Source organism: Pseudomonas sp. RIT-To-2 (assembly GCF_029623465.1).
Lineage (GTDB): Bacteria > Pseudomonadota > Gammaproteobacteria > Pseudomonadales > Pseudomonadaceae > Aquipseudomonas > Aquipseudomonas silvicola.
The window spans coordinates 107,684-127,540 of record NZ_JAPYKM010000014.1 but is presented as its reverse complement, the minus strand read 5'-3'; the positions used below and the strand labels follow the sequence as shown (position 1 = coordinate 127,540).

Here is a 19,857-nt window from a genome sequence, read left to right as displayed (position 1 = left end):
GCCTGTCCGCTCAAGCCATGCGCGACGCGCATGGCTCGGATGAAAAACTTTCGGTGGTGGGCGCTCTGAGCGCCCACCACAATGCCCCCCCGGAAAAGCCGCACTCCCCTCCCCTGTAGCGAACCTGGCCGCGTCCCGGGCGCCGCGCAGTGCCTGACGCACCGCATCCATCGCTTACGCGGCCAGACACGCAACCGTTCATGCAATCAGGTCGGGCGGGAAAGCCCATGCACCTCGCAGTCACGTTTCACAACGACACCAGGAAAGTTGCGTTATGAGCATATCGAGAAGAAAACTACTGATGGGCGCTGGAGCCGCTTTGGCAGTGGCGGGGGCCGCCGGCGTCGTCACCCCCATGATCAGGCGCGAAGGCAGCCTGGTACCTGGCCGCCCACGGTATGGGTTTGTCGAAGGCAGCAAAGAGGCCCTGCCCAAACAGGCAGACGTCGTTGTCATCGGAGCCGGCATCAACGGCATCATGACCGCTATCAGCCTGGTTGAACGCGGACTGTCGGTGGTGGTCGTCGAGAAGGGCGATATCGCGGGCGAGCAATCCTCCAGGGCGTATGGCCAGGTCATCACCTACAGGATGGAAGGCGCGACCTTCCTGATGCATCAACTGGGCAAGAAAATGTGGCGCGAAATGAACGCCAAGGTAGGGGCCGACACCAGTTACCGCACCCAAGGCAGGGTCGAGGTCCCCCAGAACGAGGAGGAGATGGAACACGTTGCCCGGTGGATCAAGGAAAAAAGCGAAGCACAACCCTTCGGCATTGCCCTGAACACCCGGTTTATCGACGGCAGCGAGTTGAAGAGCCGGCTGCCCGATTCCACCACGGCCTGGAAAGTCGCCGCGTTCGAAGAGGATTCCGGCAGCCTTGACTCGGAAATCACCTCCTTCGTGATGGCCGAGTACGCAAAGAAAACCGGCGTGAAATTCTTTACCCAGTGCGCGGCCAGGGGCATCGAAACCGAAGCCGGAAGCCTATCCGATGTGGTCACCGAGAACGGCGTCATACGTACCTCGCGGGTGGTGCTTGCGGGAGGGGCCTGGTCCAGGCTGTTCCTGGAAAACCTGGGCGTCAGCATTCCCACCCTGCCCGCCTACCAGTCCCAGCAGATCATCAGCGGCCCAGCCGGCGCTCCCAAGGGGAACGTGGCCTTGCCCGGAAACATTTTTTTCAGGGAACAAGCCGATGGCACCTACGCGACTTCCCCCAGGATCATCACCGCCCCAGTGGTCAAGGAGTCGTTCCAGTACGGCTATAAATACCTGGGGCTGCTGTCGGAGCCAGACTTCCCCGTGCACATCGCCTTGAACGAGCAGCTTATCCAGTCGCTCACGCAACCCACGCACTGGGCCTTGGGCGAAGCCTCACCCTTTGAGCGGTACCGGGACATGGTGGCAGTGCCCGACCTGGGGGACCTGGACGACTCGCTGGTCAAGCTCAGAGCCGAATTCCCGGCCTTCAAGGACGCCAGGGTCATCGATCGCTGGAGCGGTGCCATGGCAATCGCCCCCGATGAAGCACCGATCATTTCCGTGGTCGATGGGTACCCGGGCCTTGTCGTCAACACCGCCACGGGCTGGGGCATGACGGAAAGCCCAGTGTCATCGGAGCTGACCGCAAGCCTCTTGCTGGGTGAAACGCCGCTCATGGATACCCGTGCGTTCAGCCTCCAACGGTTCTGAAGCCGCACGTTCGGCCCCCAGAATAGCGGTCATCCGCGGCCTGGGGGCCTGCCGTTCTAACTGCCTTTTTTTTCGTTATTAATCAATCTGTCAGCGCTCTGCTAGGGTGGGCGGCGTTGACGGCAGTGGACGGCCACTTGCCGGCGGTATCAGGAGCATGACCATGACCTTCGGCCCCCTCGTTGACAGCCAGTGGCTGGCTGACGAGCTTGTTTCCAACGAACCTGGCAAACCCGCCCTGCAGGTGCTCGACGCCAGTGCCTATCTGCCCAACGAGCCCTTGGATGCCCTGGCCCTGTTTCATGAGGCGCATCTGCCAGGCGCGCGCTTTTTCGATATCGAGCTGTTCTCCGACCCCGATACCTCCCTGCCGCACATGGTCCCCTCGCAGGGCCGCTTTGCCCGGTTGGCCGGTGAACTGGGGTTGCGCAACGATGCGCGCATCGTGATCTACGACCAGAAAGGGTTGTTCTCGGCGGCCCGTGCCTGGTGGCTGCTCAAACTGTTCGGCCACGAGCAGGTGGCGGTCCTCGACGGCGGCTTGCCCAAATGGCGCGATGAAGGGCGCGCGTTGCAAAGCGGCGCCGTGACGACTGACCGCAGCCAGTTCGATGTGGCCTTTCGCCCTGCCCTGTTGCGCGGCCGTGGCGATGTGCAGCACAACCTGGAAACCGGCGCCGAGCTGCTGCTCGATGCCCGCGCCGGGGCACGCTACCGCGCCGAAGCCGCGGAAATCCGCCCTGGGGTAGAAGCCGGGCATATTCCGCACAGCCTCAACCTGCCCTACAACGAACTGCTCAAAGCCGACCAGACCTTCAAGCCCGCCGAGCAGTTGCGTCAGCGTTTTGCCCAGCTCGGTGTCGACGGCGGGCAAGCCGTCGTCACCACCTGCGGCAGTGGCCTGACCGCGGCCATTATCAGCCTGGCCCTGGCGGCGGCAGGCTTGCCCGTGGGCGCGTTGTACGACGGTTCCTGGACCGAATGGGGCAGCCAGCCCGAGCTGCCCAAGGCTCGGGGGCCGGCCACGCGGTAGGTCACACCAGGCGCTGGGCTACCGGTTCGACGTGGCGGCTGCAGGAACGGATTTGGCCTGCGGCTGCCTGGCCTTGATCTTGAACCAGATGGCATACAGCGCCGGCAGGAACACCAGGGTGAGTACCGTGCCGCCCAACGTGCCACCAATCAACGTATACGCCAGGGTGCCCCAGAACACTGACTGGGTCAGCGGAATGAATGCCAGGATGGCCGCCATGGCAGTCAGTAATACCGGGCGCGAGCGCTGTATCGTGGCTTCCACCACTGCGTCATAAGGTGCCAGGCCATCCTGCTCGTTGGTGCGGATCTGCCCAATCAGGATGAGCGTGTTGCGCATCAGGATACCGGCCAGGCCGATCAAGCCGATCAGGGCGTTGAAGCCAAACGGCTGGTGGAAAATCATCAGGGTCGGTACCACCCCCACCAGCCCCAGTGGGGCCGTCGCCAACACCATGGCCATGGCGGCCAATGAGCGAACCTGGAAGATGATCACGATCATGGTCAGGATCAACATGATGGGGAACAACGGCGCGAGCGCGTCATTGGCCTTGCTCGACTCCTCCAGGGCACCGGCCATTTCAATACGGTAGCCCGCCGGCAGTTGTCGCACCACAGGCTCAAGCGCTCTCCATACGCTCATGGACACATCCGGCGGCTGGGTACCTTCCGCGATATCGCCCCGCACCGTGATGGTCGGTGTGCGGTCCCGGCGGCGCAGGATGGGGTCCTCCTGGCGAACCTGGATATCCGCCACCTGGGCCAGCGGTACGCGCGTGCCGCCTTTGCCGATGAGGGTGAAGTCGTCGATCCGGCCGGGGTCCAGGCGTGTATCGCCGGCAGACCGGGCCACCACATCGACGGTGCGGATGTCTTCGCGAACCTGGGTGACCGCCGTGCCCTTGAGCAGAAACTGCAACTGCTCGCCGGCCACCTGGGAGCTGAGGCCGAACGCTTGCAGGCGGTCTTGATCGAGCACCAGGTGCACGGTGGGTACGCGCTCGGTCCAGTCCGTGTTGACGGTGCGCATGTTCGCATCGGCCTGCATGACACTGCTCACGCGCTGAGCTATTTCCCGAACGGTATCAGCGTCGGGGCCCATGACCCTGAACGCCACCGGGTACGGCGAGTAGGGCCCGAAGACCAGTTGTGTGACGCGCACTCGGGCTTGCGGCGCCAGGCCATTGGCGACCGCGTCGCGCAATTTCAGCCTCAGGGCGTCACGCGCTGTTTCGTTGTCGGTCAGCACCACCACCTTGGCAAATGATGGGTCCGGCAACTCGGGGGCCATGGCCAGGTAGAACCGGGGCGCACCCTGGCCGATGTAAGCGGTCACGTTACGGGTTTCAGGCTGGGTCTTGAGCCACTGCTCGACCTCGGCGGTCGCGCCGCTAGTCTGGTCGATGGACGTCCCCTGGGGCATCTGGACTTCGATCAGCACTTCCGGCCGGTCGGAGGACGGGAAGAACTGTTTGCGCAGCGCGCCCATGCCGATGACCGCCAACGCGAACAGCCCGATGACAACGGCCGCCACCCACCACTTGCGGCCGATTACATGACCCAGCAGGCGACGGAAGCGCTGATAGTGGCGGGTATCATAAATCGCAGCGTGGCCCCCTTCGACCCGCTGGATATCAGGGAGCATTTTCACCCCCAGCCAAGGGGTGAACACGACCGCGACCAGCCACGACATGATCAGCGCAAAACCGACGATCCAGAAGATATTGCCGGCGTACTCACCCGCGGTACTACGGGCGAAACCAACCGGCAGGAAACCGATGATGGTCACCAGCGTGCCGGACAGCATCGGCGCCGCAGTATGGCTCCAGGCATAGGCCGACGCTCGGATCCGGTCGTAGCCCTCCTCCATCTTGACCACCATGGTCTCGATCGCGATGATCGCGTCGTCAACCAGCAACCCCAGCGCCAGGATCAGCGAACCCAGGGTAATGCGATCAAAATCGCGGCCTGTGGCCAGCATGATGACGAACACTGCGGCCAGGGTCAGCGGCACCGCTGCCGCCACGACCAACCCTACTCGCCAGCCCAGGCTGACAAGGCTGACCACCATCACTACCACAAGCGCGACGAAGAACTTGAGCATGAACTCGCCGATCGCTTCGCTGATGTTCACCGACTGGTCCGTCACCTTGCTCAGGCTCATGCCCACGGGCAGCTCGGCGTTGATCGCCGAGGCTTCTTGTTCCAGCGCCTTGCCCAGGGCCAGGCCGTTCCAACCATCGCGCATGACGATGCCCAGCACCAGCGCATCCTCGCCATTGTTGCGAATGAGGAACGTGGACGGGTCTTCGTAGCCACGCTTGATGTCCGCCACGTCCGACAGCTTCAGCGTGTTGCCGTTGACGAGGATGGGTGTGTCACCGATGGCCTGCAGGTTGTTGAGCGCACCATCCAGGCGGATCTGTATCTGCGGCCCATGGGCCTCGATGGAGCCAGCCGGTGTCATGGCGTTCTGGCCATGCAGCGCACTGAAGATGTCATTGGGTGACAGCCCCAGCGTCGCCAACCGGGCGTAGGACAGGTTGACAAAAATGCGTTCCGGCTGTTCGCCGATGATATTGACCTTTTTCACCCCGGCCACATGCAACAGGCGCTGGCGCAGTGTTTCGGCCTGGCGGGTAAGCAGGCGCTGGGGTTCGCCAGGTGCCTTCAAGGCATACAGCGCAAAGGTAACGTCCGAATACTCATCGTTGACCAGAGTAGGCGATGCACCGGCCGGGCGACTGGCCTGGGCATCGTAGATTTTTTTGCGCGCCTGGTAGAACTCATCGGGTACATCGCGTGGCGGCGTGCTGTCGAGCAGGTAAAGCGTGGTGAACGCAAGGCCGGGGCGGGTGAATGTTTCGGTGCGGTCGTACCAGCGCAATTCCTGCATGCGCTTTTCCAGAGGCTCGGCCACCAGGTCCTGCATCTGTTGCGCGGTAGCCCCGGGCCAGGCAGTGATCATGGTCATCTGCTTGACGGTGAACGCAGGATCTTCCGCCCTGCCCAGCTTGAGAAAAGCCCAGGCGCCCGCGGTAAAGATCGCCACCAGCAGAAACAGCGTCACCGCCCGCTCGCGGACCGCCCACTCGGAGAGATTAAAGCCTTTCATGGCTCTGCTCCTTCGCGACGCGTACGTCCTGCCCCTCATGCAACTGGTGAACACCCAACGCCACGATGCTGTCGCCGTCATTCAGGCCGGCGGCGACAATGGCGGTTTCCTCGCCGACGCGCGCCACGTGCACCTGCGCGTAGTGCACTTTGCTGTCGTGGCCCACCAACCACACACCTGGCCCATGGCCTTGGTCATAGAGCGCACTGAGCGGAATTTCCCGCTCGGCGGCCGCACCCGGCCTTTGCAGGGCGACCACAACCGTCGAGCCCAGCGGGATGCCTTGGGAAGCACCCTCGAGGACGTAGCGAGCGCGGAACGTTCGGGTGAGTGGATCGGCGGCGCCCGACAGCTCCCGCAGGCGTGCCGTGAATGAGTGGTCATCCTGGCCAAAGAGCCGTGCGCTAACCTGCGAACCCAACGCCGGCCGCAGGGTTTCCGGCAATTCTATACGGGCTTCGCGAGGGCCGTCCTGGGCCAGGACAATGACGGGCTGGCCCGCGGAAACCACTTGGCCCGCGTCCGCGAGGCGGTCCACGACCACACCGTCGGTGTCCGCACGCAACACGGCATACCCGTAAGCGTTGCGCGACAGATCCAACCTGGCCGTGGCAGCGTTCCAGCTGGCCCGCGCAGCGTCTTTGCCTTGCCGTGCCTCATCAAAAGCACGGGCAGACACCGCGCCCATGGCCACCAACCCCTGCAAGCGCGAAAAGTCGGCGTCTGCTTTCACCCTGGCGGCCTGCGCCACCGCCACCGCTGCTTGCTGGTTTTTCACGTCCAGCCCGAAATCGCTGACGTCGAGCCTCATCAGCGCATCGCCACGCTTTACGTGCTGGCCGATATCGACCAACCGCTGGGCGATTTTGCCTGAGACCCGAAAGCCCATGGCGCTCTCGACCCGGGCAACGATGACCCCGGAGAACCGACGCTCTCGCAACTGCGGGCTAGCATTGACCGTAGCGACGCTGACCAGGGGCGGTCGGTCGACCCTGGGGTCGGGAACCGAGTGCTCACCACACGCTGACAGCAGCGCGCAACAAGCCACGGTGGTCAGGGTAAGGCGCACGCGAGCATGTGTGGACATAGAAGCCTCCTCAAGTTGGAGGCATTCTGTTTACAGGTTACGAATATGTCAACATGAAAACACCCGTCAGGGGGCCAGACTTCTCAAGATCAGGCTGGTAGTAGCCAGCATACCAGCCTCGAGCTCGGGCATCAGTCGCCGGTCCATCGCCGAAGGCCGGGTGTAGGGAATCAGTGCCTCCTGAATACCCAGCACCACTTCATCCAGTGGCGTCTTGCGCTCGAACTCCCCCACCACTCGCCCTTGTTCGACGATCGAACGGATCATGTCATTCAGCGCCTCCTGATGGCCCGCGGCGGTGCACCAGCTCTCTTCTTCCGATACCCGAACCAGCTCGAACAGCTTGCTTTCCTTCATGAACAGCGCATGGCTGAGCAACAGTGCCTGGCGGGTAAACACCCGCAGCTTGCGGGTTGGCGAGGGCTCAAGGCCGGTCAGGCGCCGCAGCTCGTTGTCTAGGTTGCCCAACACCATGGCGCAGATGGCCTCACCAATCGCCTGCTTGGACTCGAAGAACCGGTAGATGTAGGCGGTGGTGATACCGATGGCCTTGGACAGATCGGCCACGGTGGTCTTGCGGTAGCCGTACAGCCGGAAATGTTCATTGGCCACCTCCAGAATCTGCAGCCGGCGGTCATGCTCGGCGGGGCCGCGCTGGCCAGACGCCGGCAATTCGATGCTGTCTTGCGTGGGAAGCTGCTTCATAACGGTCTTAAACATCCATTGACAGGAGAGTAACTATTTTACAATACTGTAAACACACAACGATGTCCGGGGAAACAAAATGAATCGACATCTGATCAGGGGTGCGCAGAGTGTACTCGTGTTGGCGGTGCTGGGCGGCATCGATGGCTGCATGGTCGGCCCGGACTACCAACGCCCGATACCAGCGACAAGTACCCCTTTCAATGGGGTGAAGGCATTGGTGGCACGTGAGGCGGCGCCAGCATCGTTGACCCCGGACACGTGGTGGGAAGGCTTTGACGACCCCGTGCTCAACAGCCTGGTGCAGACCGCGCTACGCCAGAACCTCACACTGGAACAGGCCATGGCACGAGGCACGCAGGCCGCGGCCTATGTCCAGCATGCAGATGCCCAGTTGCTGCCCAGCGGCCAGGCCTCGGCCAGCGCAAGCCGTGCCAGGCAATCACTGGAAGACCCGGTAGTGGCTGCCGAACAAGCCTCCCTTCCCGGCTTTGATCGCACAGCAAGCCTGTATGGCGCCGGGGTGTCCAGCGCTTGGGAGCTGGACCTTTCCGGTGGCCTGCGCCGCACCGCCCATGCGGCCGTGGCCGAGTACCAGGCGGCCCAGGCCGACGTGGCCGCCGCGCGGCTGCAGGTCACCGCCAATACCGTGGATAGCTATTTGCTGGTCAGGCTACTGCAGGCACGCCTGAACGTCGCCCACGATCAAGTGAAAACCCAGGCAGACATCGCGCGCCTGGTGGCGCTGCTCCGCTCCCGAGGCTTGGCGCCAGACCAGGACGCGCAGCAGGCAAGCGCCGAACTGGCGCTGACGCGCGCCAGCCTCCCGACACTGGAGTCACGCCTCACGGCAGCCCGCAATGGCCTTGATGTGCTGCTGGGCCGCACACCTGGCACCGTCGACTCGACGCTGGACAGCGCCTCGCCGATTCCCCGCGCGCCTTCCATCGAGGCCGCCGGTGGCAGCGCTGCCCTGTTGCGCCGGCGCCCCGATCTGATCGTCGCCGAGCGGCGCCTGGCCGCCTCGAACGAGCGCATTGGCCAAGCGCTCGCCGAATACTATCCAAAGGTCTCGCTCTCGGCATTGATCGGCAGCACCACGACCCACGGCGGCAACCTGTTCGACGGGGCGTCGAATGAAGCCCTTGGCACGCTCGGCATTCGCTGGCGGCTATTTGATTTCGGCCGGGTGGATGCCCAGGTAAAAGCCGCCAAGGGCGACTACGCGATGAAGCTCGCGCACTACCGCGAAAGCGTCCTGCAGGCCACGGCTGAAGTGGAGAATTCGATATCGGCATTGGTGACCGGCGAAACCCGCACCCAACTGCTCACCGAAGGCGAACACACCCGCACCCGCGCACGCGACCTGGTGCTGGCCAGTTACCAGAATGGCAATAGCAGCTACATCGACCTGCTGGAAACTCAGTCACGGCTCGAGGTGATGCAGGCTCAGCGACTGGATGCCACCTATGCCTCTTCATCCTCGGCGGTTGCTCTGTACAAGGCACTGGGCGGCGGCTGGAGCGAGCAGAACATCTATTGAAGCCAACTGACCAGGCGTGCCAGGTGGTTGGGTATCTGATCTGGCAGGTGCGATGGGAACCCCCACGCCAGCCACCACTCAGAACCTTGTTATCCTCGACCGGTGAAGACAGTGATGAGTGAACACCCCCCACATCAGCCAACCCCCGATGAACGAGCACGCGCGCTGGTCGCGCAGATGAGCGAGGACGAAAAATTTGCCTGGCTCAGCGGGCCGATGGCGATCCCTCTGGGTAACACCAGAAAGCCGGACGGCGCCGTGGGATCGGCGGCGTTTTATCCCGCCATACCTCGCCTGGGCCTACCTGCCCTGCAGCAGGCCGACGCCAGCCTGGGCGTCAGCAACCTCGGAAATGTCCGCCCCGGCGACCATGCTACCGGGCTCCCCAGCTCACTGCTGCTGGGGGCGACCTTCAACCCTGAACTTGCCTTTGCATCGGGCTCAGTGGTTGGCGTGGAGGCCCGAAGCAAAGGCTTCAACGTGCAACTGGCCGGCGGCGCCAACCTGATCCGCGACCCCAGGGGCGGCCGCAATTTCGAGTACATCGCCGAAGACCCGCTGCTCACCGGTGTGCTGGCCGGGCAGTCGGTGGCGGGTATTCAGGCGCAGCAGGTGGTCTCGACCGTCAAGCACTTCGCGGTCAACGCGCAGGAAACAGGCCGCGTCATGGCCAGCTCGAACCTGAGCGAAGCGGCACTGCGCGAGTCCGACCTCCTGGCCTTTCAGATAGCCATTGAAACAGGCGCTCCGGGGGCGGTCATGCCGGGTTATAACCTGGTGAACGGCGAGTACGCCTGCGAAAACGCATTCCTGCTGAACCAGGTACTGAAACAGGAGTGGGGGTACCCGGGCTGGGTCATGTCGGACTGGGGCGCAACGCACTCCACGGTCAAGGCAGCGTTGGCCGGACTGGATGTGCAATCGGGCGCCAACCTGGATGATGCCGACTATTTCGGCGACTTGCTGCGCCAGGCGGTGCGGGATGCAACAGTGCCCCAGGCCCGCATCGCTGACATGGTGACGCGCATCGTGCGCAGCCTGATCGCGGTCGGCGTGCTGGACAAGCCCGTAGCTTCGCCCGTGCCCATCGATTACAGCCAGCATAAGCTCGTGGCCCAACGCCAGGCTGAGGAAGGGGTGGTGCTGCTCAGGAATGCCGGCGGCCAACTACCCTTGGCGCAGGGCTTGCGACGGCTGCTGGTCATCGGCGCCCATGCGGACCACGGCGTGCTCTGCGGGGGTGGCTCCTCAGCCGTCACGCCGATTGGCAGCCTGTCACTTCCCGGCACCGACATCATGGGCATGCAGGTCGACAAGATCTACCAGCCCTCTTCCATCGTGCAGGCCCTTCGTGAAGAGAGCGGTGCCCAACAGGTCGATTTTCTCGACGGCACCGACCCGGCGCTCGCGGTGGCGCACGCGCGCATCGCCGATGCGGTTATCCTCTGCGCCCAGGAGTGGCGGTCCGAAGCCTTGGACGCCCACGGCCTGGGCTTACCCGACGAGCAAGATGCATTGATCGAACGCGTCGCCGCGGCAAACGCCAACACCATCGTGGTGCTGCAGACCGGTGGCCCCGTGCTGATGCCATGGCTTGAAAAGGTGGCGGCGGTGCTGGCTGCCTGGTATCCGGGTTCCGGCGGTGGGCCGGCGATCGCCGGGGTTCTTTTCGGCAGGGTCAACCCATCAGGGCGCTTGCCCGTGACCTTCCCTGCCAGCGAGTCACAGCTGCCACGGCCAGAACAGACAGATCCGCGCACCACCACATCCAACCCCGGCACGCCACGCATAGGCGAAATCCTGCCGATCGACTACGACATCGAGGGGGCGGACGTGGGATACCGCTGGTACGCCAGGGAAAAGTTCACCCCGTTATTTCCCTTCGGATTCGGCTTGTCCTATACCGATTTTCGCGTGTCCGATGCCAGCGTGGTCAAGGGTCCAGGCTTCACGGTAACCGCTCAGGTCGAAAATACCGGGGCGGTTGCCGGTGCCTGCACCGTGCAGGTCTACGTGGGCAAAACCGGGACTGACGGCTTTGCCAAACGACTCGCCGGTTTCAAGAAGGTGTTCCTGAAACCCGGCGAACGCGCCCAGGCCGAGATCCTGTTGGAGCCGCGGATACTGGCCCGGTTCGACAATGGCGTCTTCAAGATTGGCGCCGGCGACTACCAGGTCTGGGTTGCCAACCATGCACAGGATGAAGCACTCGAAGTGGGCCTGCAGGTAGCCGAGGCGCTGTCCCTGTAGCGGTTCGGTCCACGGAGCGCCAAATACGGGCGCCTCGCACAGACCTGGTGCTCCGAAGTGGACCAAATGGTAAAAACAGCTCCGTTGTATGCGCCTACTCCGTTGATCCGCAAGCCGTTTGTTTTTTTGGCCTGCTTTGTGCTCCAAGGTTATCTGCGGCGGCGCCCTCGCCGCCTCTGACCTCTATATGCCATCGAGGAGCATGCTGATGAGCTACGCCCCCCCTCTTCACACGGCTGCGCCGATTGCGGGCGCAGCCTTTCGCAGCGCTATGGCGCACCTGGCCGCTGCGGTGAATATCATCACCACCGACGGCCCCCATGGTCGCGCCGGCTTCACCGCCACGGCCGTGTGCAGCGTTACCGATCAGCCACCGACGCTGTTGGTGTGCATCAACAGAGACTCGTCGGCGCACGGCCCGGTCGCGGGCAACGCCAGCGTCTGCGTCAACACCCTTGCCAACGGCCACGAAGCACTCTCAAACGCCTTTGGGGGCAAGACCGCGCAAGCCGAACGCTTCGCGCTTGCCAACTGGACCGCCGGCCCCAGTGGCGCGCCCATGCTGGACGGTGCCACGCTGGCGTTCGATTGCAAGGTGTCGCAGACCGTGAGCGTGGGCACCCACGACATCCTGTTCTGCCAGGTGGTGCACATTCGCCACCCTGCCGACCCCGACGTACTGGTGTACTTCAACCGGCGTTACCACCCCCTTGGTCTGCCCCCCGCCGTGGTGGCGGGTGCCTGACCCATCCTGTTCAACCGGAGTAGCGACCTTGCCCTTGTCGAACCCTGAAATCGCCCGCCTGGCCATCAGTTTGCTGGACTTGACCTCGCTCAATGACAGCGATGACGCAGCCGCCATCACGGCCCTGTGCAGGCGGGCCGTGACCCCTTGCGGGCCGGTGGCCGCCGTGTGTGTCTATCCCCGTTTCGTGGCCCTGGCGCGCCAGACACTCGACGCGCTCGGGGCGCCGGACATCCGCGTGGCCACCGTCACCAACTTCCCCGCGGGCGCGCCGCTGCCCGAGCAGGCCGCGCGGGAAACCCGGGCAGCCATCGCCGAAGGCGCCGATGAAGTGGATGTGGTCTACCCTTACGGCGCCTTGAAGGCCGGTGACCGTGAAGCCGGCCGTGCCCTGGTCCGGGCATGCCGTGAGGCCTGTGGTGCCCAGGCGTTGCTCAAGGTCATTCTGGAAACCGGCGAATTGGCCAACCCTGCGCTGATCGAGATCGCCAGCCGCGACGCCATCGCCGCCGGCGCCGACTTCATCAAGACCAGCACCGGCAAGGTACCGGTCAACGCAACCCCGCAAGCGGCCCGGGTGATGCTCAACGTGATCAGGGAGAATGCCGGTCGGGCCGGTTTCAAACCAGCGGGTGGAGTGCGGACGCTGGACGATGCGCGCCTGTACATCGAGATGGCCGCCCAGGTGTTGGGCGCCGAATGGGTGTGCCCGGCCCACCTCAGGCTCGGTGCATCCGGCGTACTGAGCGACCTGCTGCGGCACCTGGGTATCGAGGACGCCCCTGTACGCACGGGCTATTGAACGCCCGCGCAACCGACCGCCCTGACGGCTCCCAACGCGTCCGGCACGACGGCCATGGCGGGCTTCATACCGGCCCCACCTGGCAGGCCTGACGCAAGGCGTGGCTCCCCGCCTCTGCGGCAGCCTCGCTGGCGGCATGCACCCAGCCCAGCGGTCGCTGCGCACCCACTGTCTCACCGACAAAGGCCAGGTCGCTATAGCCCACCGACAGGTCCAACGTATCGTCGGGATGGCGACGGCCACCTCCCAGCAGTACCACCCCCATGCCGACAGCCCGCGTGTCGATGGCCACCACCTGCCCTGGCGCTGGCGCCCAGACGGGCCTTTTCACCGGCGCATGCGGCAGATGATGATCGGGCCGCGCCACCAGATCGGACGGCCCACCCAGGGCACTGACCATCTGCTGGAAGCGGGCCAGTGCCGATCCACTCTCCCACGCGTCCAACAGCCTTGCGCGCGCCGCAGCAGGATCGACGGCGAGGCCGGCAGCCACCAGCGCTGCTTCGCCAAGCGCCAACGTGACATCCCACAGGCGCGGGCTGCGCACCTGGCCCTTGAGCAAGGCGATGGCTTCGGCCACTTCCAGGGCATTGCCCGCCGCCCGCGCCAGCGGCTGGTTCATGTCGGTGACCAGAGCGCGGGTACGCACCCCGGCCCCCTGCGCCACCGCCACGATACTGTCGGCCAAGGCGTGGGCATCCTGGCTCCGGGCCATGAACGCGCCATTACCGGTCTTCACGTCCATCACCAGTACATCAAGGCCAGCGGCCAGTTTCTTGGCCAGGATGGACGCCGTGATCAGGTCGATGGACTCCACCGTCGCCGTCACGTCGCGGATGCCATACAGGCGCTTGTCAGCCGGCGCCAGGTCGGCAGTCTGGCCGATAATCGCACACCCTGCTTCAGCGACCACGGCTCGAAAGCGCTGTGCCGACGGCTGGGTGTCATAGCCGGGAATGGCCTCAAGCTTGTCCAGGGTGCCCCCCGTGTGCCCCAGGCCGCGCCCGGAGATCATCGGCACGTAGCAGCCGCACGCCGCCAACAAGGGCGCCAGGGCCAGGCTGACAAAGTCGCCCACACCACCGGTGGAATGCTTGTCCACCACGGGGCCGGGCAATTGCCAGTGCAACACCTCGCCGGAGTCCCGCATGGCCTCGGTCAGGGCAATGCGCTCTTGCAGGGTCATGCCCTTGAGCAACACGGCCATGGCAAACGCCGCTACCTGGCCTTCGCTGAGGCTGTGGTCGGTGATACCCGCGACAAAACGCTGGATATCGGCGCGTGACAATACGCCGCCGTCACGCTTGCCACGTATGACCTCCTGGGCGAGCCAGCCGTCACTCGCCAACGTCGGCCGCCCTTCACGCGGTACAGACTGCATACACGTTACCTCCGGAGTAAGCCTCACAGGGAGATGAAAAAGCCGACGATCGCCGCACTCATCAGGTTCGACAATGTGCCGCCGATCATGGCCCGCATGCCAAGGCGCGCCAACAACGGGCGCCGCTGCGGCGCAATGCCGCTCAAGCCCGCCAACTGGATGGCGATGGAAGACAGGTTGGCGAAACCGCACAGGGCAAAGGTGACGATCACCTGGGTATGGGCCGACAACAGCGGTACACCCGCGGCACTGGCCTTGTCGGCGACGAGGTAGTTGGAAAGGTCGGCATAGGCGACAAATTCATTGAGTACCAATTTCTGGCCGATGAAGCCGCCCGCCAGCACTGCCTCGTTCCACGGCACCCCGATCAGAAAGGCGATCGGCGACAGCACATAGCCCAGGATCAGTTGCAAGGTCAGTTGCGGGTAACCGAACCAGTGGCCGGCCCACCCGAGCAAGCCATTGACCATGGCAATCAGGGCCACGAACGCCACCAGCATCGCCCCCACCGACATGGCGATGCGCAAGCCCACCTGAGCGCCCTCGGACGCAGCATCGACAATGTTTGCCGGTTTGCCTTCGCCATTGTCCAGCGCTTCGAGCATCTGGCGGTCCTGGGGCTGTTCGGTTTCCGGCTCCATCAGCTTGGCCATCAGCAGGCTGCCAGGCGCCGACATGAAGCAGGCAGCGATCAGGTACTTGAGGTCCACGCCCAGGCCGGCATAGCCCAGCAGCACGGAGCCGGCCACCGCGGCGAAACCGCCGACCATGATCGCGAACAACTCGGAACGGGTCATGTGGGCAATGAACGGCCGCACCACCAGCGGCACCTCGGACTGGCCGATGAACACCGCCGAGGTCACCGCCATGGACTCCACGCGGCTGGTGCGCAGCAACACCCGCAGCGCCCCACCGACCAGGCGAATGACCCAGCCCATGACGCCTATGTAGTAAAGCACCGAGATAAAGCTGCCAAAAAACACGATCACTGGCAGTACGCGAATGGCAAACACAAAACCACCGCTGCCGAACACGGTGAACATCTGCGCCGAGCTGAGGCCGCCGTAGAGGAAATCGATACCCTTGTTGGCATACACCTGCAGGCTCGATACCCCCCCGGCCAGGCCGCCAAGGGCTTCCTGGCCCCACGGTACATAAAGGGCAAAAGCGCCGATGGCCACCTGCAGCACAAAAGCCGCGATCACGGTGCGCCGATTGATAGCGCAGCGCTGGGTGGATAACGCCAGGGCCATGACGATGATCGCCATGATGCCGAGCAGACTGATCATGTGAAACCTCCGATGACACGCAGCACGCAAGGGCCCGCCAGCCAGGGGCCGACGGGTTTCAGGGCCTCAGAATGAGTTGAACGCACCGGGCAACAACTGCTCCAGGGTCCAATGGCGCGTTGCCCGCGGGTCACTGCCCTGGCAGATCACCACGCAATCGGGCGCCATGAGTTCCAGCAGCACTTGGCGGCAAGCGCCACAAGGGCTGATCAGTTCCACGTTGGGCGCGTAGATGGCCATGGCCTTGAAACTGCGCGGCGCCTTGCCCTGGCTGATGGCGCTGAACAGCGCGCTGCGCTCGGCACAGTTGGTCAAACCGTAGGAAATATTCTCCACGTTGCACCCGCGAACGATCTCCCCGGTGTCGGTCAACAACGCCGCCCCCACGGGAAAGCGCGAGTACGGCGAGTAAGCGCGGGTGGCTGCCTCGCGGGCTTCACTGATCAATGGCGCGTGCGCGCTGGCTGCGTTTTCGTTCATGAAAGTCGACCTGAAAGGGAGGAAAAGGAAGGGGTCAGAACTGGTAACCGATGCCGAAGTAATAACCCCAGCCCGTGGAGCGGGCGTTGAAATTGCCGTCACCGAAGTTCAGTTCGGTGCCGTCCTTCCATTGGCCGCCGTTGTGGAAATAGCGCCCGGCCGTCATCAGCCGCACATGCTTGTAGTTGTAGAGGATGACGTTGGTCGCCACGGTGGCGTTGGCGGTACGCGATGGCCCCGCCTGGTCGTGCAGGTCCGAGCCGAAGTCATGGTTGGTGAAGCCGATATAGGTCAGCGAGGCACCGTTGTCGAAATGCTTCAACGGCAGGATGTACTTCAGTTGCGCCCGGTAGCCGTCCCAGGAGTTCTCGTTGGCGGCACCATAGTTTTCCCATTGCCGTCGCGCGTACAGGTTGGCCGACAGGATCACGGGGGTGCCGGTCTTGATGTCCGTACCGAAACCGCTGTACAGGGTGTTGGCCCTGTCGGCTTTGGTATGGCCCATGTCGTAGATCCAGTCGAAGGCCAGGTAGAACTCTTTGAACGGCCCGAACGCCAGCGTGTGCCCCGTGAGTTCGTCGATGGAAATGCGCGGCTCGTGCTCCATGAACACGGGCGAGCCTTTATCCCATTCGCCGCTGTCGTGGCTGTTGCCGATGCCCAGCACCTTGGGGGCATCGATGTAGCCGTACAGTTCATAAGGGCCCTTGCGGCCGTAGTACTCGTACTCCAGGTAGATATCGTCCGAGGGCCTGGGGCCGAAACTGATGTCTTTGCTGCCGATCAGGGTCAGGTCCTGATTGAACCAGGGCGTATCCGAGGAGGGCGCGCCGTCAGCCGACGCGGCGGACGGCGGCGCGGTGGTATCGAGGGGCAGCGGGTTAGCACCCACCGAGGGCCCCGTGGCCGCCCAACCGGGGAGACTGACCGCCAGGGTCAGGCCTGCCACGGGCAGCAACCGGGGTAGAATGCGTTGCGAAAGGCACACCATGCGACGGGAAGAACATTGCTTCACAACCACCTCTCCATACTCCATGCAGAAAGTTGTACCGAGCCGCGAACGCGCGCCATCCGGGCGCCGCACGGCATCGATGTCGGCCACGCCGTCCAAAGGGGTACCCGCCTTCAGGGTCAGCCGATCTGCGATAGCAGGATGTGTGCCAGCGAGACAAAGACTTTGAAATCAGTGAGCTATGAAAAAACCGGCGTGCTGTTTTTACCGATTGGTCTGCTTTGGAGCGCACGGTACAAGCCCGTTGCGCCGTCTTGGCGCACAGGCCAGCGCTCACCCACGCGGGCCAGCGCGCCGTTCATCGCCCTGCGCGCAGATTTTTAAAATTCCCCTGGGCCGCCATGAGTCACAGTCCAGGAGGCATTGGAACAAACGCCAGCGTTTTACTTCCTCTGTGAACAATAATGACGAGGCTTTCAACATGAACAAGAAACTGAGCTATGCGATCGTAATGGCCGGGCTGACCTGCGCCCTGTCCATGCCCCTGATGGCTGCCACCAGCGCCGGTAGCGCGGGCGGTGCGGCGGGCGGCAGCAGCATGGGTGGTTCGTCCAGCGGCGCCGGCATGGGCGGCTCGGCATCGCCGTCCGACAGCCCGTCGGCACCTACCGGCTCCAACGGCGCCAACACCAACGGCACCGCCCTTCCCGGCTCCGGTGGCGAGGCAGGCAGCGGCGGCAACTCCAGCCCAGGCAACAAGACGCCGTCGGGCGCAGGCTCCAGCGCCAACCCCAGCGCACCCAGCGCACCGAGCTCGAGTGGCAGTTCCGGCAGCGGTTCCTGAGTAGCCTTGGCCCACTGCAGGAGCTGCTTGCCAGCGAGCCCTTCAGGCCGCGCAAGCCCCTCCTGCACATACATCAAACCCTGCAATGCCCCTTGTCAACGCTCGGCCCGGCGCGCCTTGTCGGCTTCACGCGCCGCGTCACGGTCCGGAAAAACGTGCAGGTGAGCCAGGCGGGCAAGGATGGCGCCTTCGGTGCGCTGCATCAATTGGGCTATTTCAGCGCACAGTTTTTTTTCGTGGACCCAGAGGTCTACCACGTACTCATCATGCTCTGCGTCCCAGCGCTGCCCGGTGTTCGCCGGTTTGGGCGTGGCGGTATCGGCCTCGGTATCAGCGGGGATCCCCGGCAGCCTGGCCCAGGGTGCCTCGGGGGCGTCGACGCTTCGTTGCCAGACGGAGCCGTCATCACATAGCGCAACCAGCACGGCTGTGGCTGCGGCGCTCGTGTGCAGTTGAACGATCTTGCGGGCTTTCAATGGTGTCCCTCCCTTGCAGCTTCAAGCCTGGCCAGCGCGGCCTGGCAGTAGGTGTGAACGGACTATTCTACAAAATTGCGTGGGGGCGCAAACCCGTCACCGTGGCGCGCCCCTTGCAGGACTTCCTCGGCCCCCATGGTATCGTTGCCACTGGCCAGGCACCGCACACCCTGACAGCCCGCACCCTGCCCCCTAACGGAATACAACCGGATGAATGCCGAGTCCCCTTCTGCTGCAACCGCCACACTGGATAAAGTCACCCGCGGCAGCGCGGCGTTCCGAGCCATCGCCATCTGCATGACGTTGGCAGGCGTGTCGACCTTTGCGCTGATGAACTGCGTGCAACCGCTGATGCCGCTGTTCACCCAAGCGTTTTCCATTACCCCTGCCCAGGCCAGTCTGTCCCTGTCGGTCAACATCGGTATCCTCGGCCTGCTGATGCCATTCGCCAGCCTGGTGTCCGAGCGTGTGGGCCGCAAGAAGGTGCTGGTGGCGTCCTTGCTGACGTCTGGCGTGGTCTGCGTCATTTCGGCAACGGCTGATAGCTGGAATACCTTTCTGTTTTACCGCGCCCTGCAAGGCGCTGCTTTCAGCGGGGTGCCGGCGATAGCCATGGCGTATATCGCCGAGGAGATCGCGTTGTCCGACTCCGGCTACGCGGCCGGTGTCTACGTGAGCGGTGCTGCCATCGGCGGCATGTTCGGCCGGGTGCTGGCCGGTTGCGTGGCAGACGCCTGGGGCTGGCGCGCCAGCCTGATCGCCACCGGCGCGGTGGGCGTGGTCTCGGCCCTGCTGTTCAGCTACCTGCTACCGCGCTCGCGCCATTTCGTGGCGCAGCGCACTGGTTTGAAACCGCTGCTGGCAACGTATCGTCGGCATGTGGGGAATCGAGCCTTGCAGCGCGCCTACGTCACAGGTTTCTTCATGATGGGCAGCCTGGTGATGGTCTACAACTTCCTGGGCTTTCGGCTGACCCAAGCCCCCTTCAACCTGAGCCCCACTCTCGCGGGCTCACTGTTCCTGACCTACCTGGCCGGCATCTACGCGTCGACCCTGGCCGGCAAACTCGCCGACCAGCACGGCTCGAAACGGGTGACGATAGGGTCGCTGGGGCTGTGCGCGGCCGGGGCGGTGCTGATGCTGGCGCCCTACCTGGCGATCGTTCTTGCGGGGTTGATTCTGTTTACCGTCGGCTATTTCGCGACGCACTCGGTGGCGAACGGGGCGGTGTCTCGCCATGCCCACACGGGCAAATCCCAGGCTTCGACGCTGTATTTCATGGCCTTCTACGCAGGGGGCGCCCTGTTGGGCTGGGGCGGCGGGATTGCCTGGGCGCATTCAGCCTGGCCGGGCGTGACAGCGCTCCTGGCCGCCGCAATCGGCTTGACCCTGCTACTGGGCCTGGCTACGCAAAAGAGCCTGCCGGCACACCAGGCCCCGGGTGTGTAGCGGCAGCCACAAGG

General features: G+C 64.0%; 16 protein-coding genes. 8 read left to right on the top strand and 8 right to left on the bottom strand.

The genetic code is table 11. The features are described from left to right. The first annotated feature begins 274 nt into the window (after window positions 1–274). Window positions 275–1,693: an NAD(P)/FAD-dependent oxidoreductase gene (locus QBK88_RS15005; protein WP_445764939.1), complete on the top strand. Its 1,419-nt coding sequence runs from the start codon at window positions 275–277 to the stop codon at window positions 1,691–1,693. A 163-nt stretch (window positions 1,694–1,856) separates the two neighbouring features. Beyond that, entirely contained in the window at window positions 1,857–2,726 is an 870-nt protein-coding gene (gene sseA, locus QBK88_RS15000; protein ID WP_277962606.1) for a 3-mercaptopyruvate sulfurtransferase, read from the top strand. An 18-nt stretch (window positions 2,727–2,744) separates the two neighbouring features. Here the strand turns inward: sseA and QBK88_RS14995 are convergent, their stop codons facing one another. The 3 genes from QBK88_RS14995 to QBK88_RS14985 all read right to left on the bottom strand — a co-directional run bounded on the left by QBK88_RS14995 (window position 2,745) and on the right by QBK88_RS14985 (window position 7,632). Next, complete coding sequence (locus QBK88_RS14995) at window positions 2,745–5,840, bottom strand: efflux RND transporter permease subunit (RefSeq protein ID WP_277962605.1); 3,096 nt, start codon at window positions 5,838–5,840, stop codon at window positions 2,745–2,747. After that, window positions 5,827–6,927: an efflux RND transporter periplasmic adaptor subunit gene (locus QBK88_RS14990; protein ID WP_277962604.1), complete on the bottom strand. Its 1,101-nt coding sequence runs from the start codon at window positions 6,925–6,927 to the stop codon at window positions 5,827–5,829. The genes QBK88_RS14995 and QBK88_RS14990 overlap by 14 nt, the downstream gene beginning before the upstream one ends. Window positions 6,928–6,993: 66 nt before the next feature. Continuing rightward, complete coding sequence (locus tag QBK88_RS14985) at window positions 6,994–7,632, bottom strand: TetR/AcrR family transcriptional regulator (protein ID WP_268142963.1); 639 nt, start codon at window positions 7,630–7,632, stop codon at window positions 6,994–6,996. A 151-nt stretch (window positions 7,633–7,783) separates the two neighbouring features. Here QBK88_RS14985 and QBK88_RS14980 point away from each other — a divergent pair, with 151 nt between their 5' ends. From QBK88_RS14980 to deoC, 4 genes are all read left to right on the top strand, one after another. Next, window positions 7,784–9,175, top strand: a complete 1,392-nt coding sequence (locus QBK88_RS14980; protein ID WP_445764940.1) for an efflux transporter outer membrane subunit — start codon at window positions 7,784–7,786, stop codon at window positions 9,173–9,175. Window positions 9,176–9,289: 114 nt separating this feature from the next. After that, the gene (locus tag QBK88_RS14975; RefSeq protein WP_277962602.1) at window positions 9,290–11,425 is read left to right on the top strand and encodes a glycoside hydrolase family 3 C-terminal domain-containing protein; all 2,136 of its coding nucleotides are present in this window, start codon (window positions 9,290–9,292) and stop codon (window positions 11,423–11,425) included. Between the two features lie 208 nt (window positions 11,426–11,633). After that, on the top strand, window positions 11,634–12,170 hold the full coding sequence (locus QBK88_RS14970; protein WP_445764938.1) for a flavin reductase: 537 nt from the start codon (window positions 11,634–11,636) through the stop codon (window positions 12,168–12,170). Between the two features lie 28 nt (window positions 12,171–12,198). Next, on the top strand, window positions 12,199–12,972 hold the full coding sequence (gene deoC, locus QBK88_RS14965) for a deoxyribose-phosphate aldolase (RefSeq protein WP_445764937.1): 774 nt from the start codon (window positions 12,199–12,201) through the stop codon (window positions 12,970–12,972). Window positions 12,973–13,036: 64 nt separating this feature from the next. Here the strand turns inward: deoC and deoA are convergent, their stop codons facing one another. The 4 genes from deoA to QBK88_RS14945 all read right to left on the bottom strand — a co-directional run bounded on the left by deoA (window position 13,037) and on the right by QBK88_RS14945 (window position 17,113). Further along, window positions 13,037–14,353 carry a thymidine phosphorylase gene (gene deoA / locus QBK88_RS14960; protein ID WP_277962600.1) on the bottom strand — a complete coding sequence of 439 codons (1,317 nt, stop codon included), beginning with the start codon at window positions 14,351–14,353 and terminating at the stop codon, window positions 13,037–13,039. A 23-nt stretch (window positions 14,354–14,376) separates the two neighbouring features. After that, entirely contained in the window at window positions 14,377–15,642 is a 1,266-nt protein-coding gene (locus QBK88_RS14955; protein WP_277962599.1) for a NupC/NupG family nucleoside CNT transporter, read from the bottom strand. Window positions 15,643–15,708: 66 nt separating this feature from the next. Continuing rightward, window positions 15,709–16,122 carry a cytidine deaminase gene (locus tag QBK88_RS14950; protein WP_268142974.1) on the bottom strand — a complete coding sequence of 138 codons (414 nt, stop codon included), beginning with the start codon at window positions 16,120–16,122 and terminating at the stop codon, window positions 15,709–15,711. Between the two features lie 34 nt (window positions 16,123–16,156). Further along, entirely contained in the window at window positions 16,157–17,113 is a 957-nt protein-coding gene (locus QBK88_RS14945) for a nucleoside-specific channel-forming protein Tsx (protein ID WP_277962640.1), read from the bottom strand. A 442-nt stretch (window positions 17,114–17,555) separates the two neighbouring features. Here QBK88_RS14945 and QBK88_RS14940 point away from each other — a divergent pair, with 442 nt between their 5' ends. Beyond that, the gene (locus QBK88_RS14940) at window positions 17,556–17,918 is read left to right on the top strand and encodes a hypothetical protein (protein ID WP_277962598.1); all 363 of its coding nucleotides are present in this window, start codon (window positions 17,556–17,558) and stop codon (window positions 17,916–17,918) included. 95 nt (window positions 17,919–18,013) lie between these two features. Here QBK88_RS14940 and QBK88_RS14935 read toward each other — a convergent pair whose 3' ends face one another. Next, window positions 18,014–18,394 (bottom strand): hypothetical protein, encoded by a 381-nt coding sequence (locus QBK88_RS14935; protein ID WP_277962597.1) that lies wholly within the window; start codon window positions 18,392–18,394, stop codon window positions 18,014–18,016. A gap of 210 nt (window positions 18,395–18,604) precedes the next feature. On the opposite strand from QBK88_RS14935, the gene QBK88_RS14930 reads away from it, so the two are divergent. Further along, complete coding sequence (locus QBK88_RS14930; protein ID WP_277962596.1) at window positions 18,605–19,843, top strand: MFS transporter; 1,239 nt, start codon at window positions 18,605–18,607, stop codon at window positions 19,841–19,843. Window positions 19,844–19,857 lie beyond the last annotated feature (14 nt).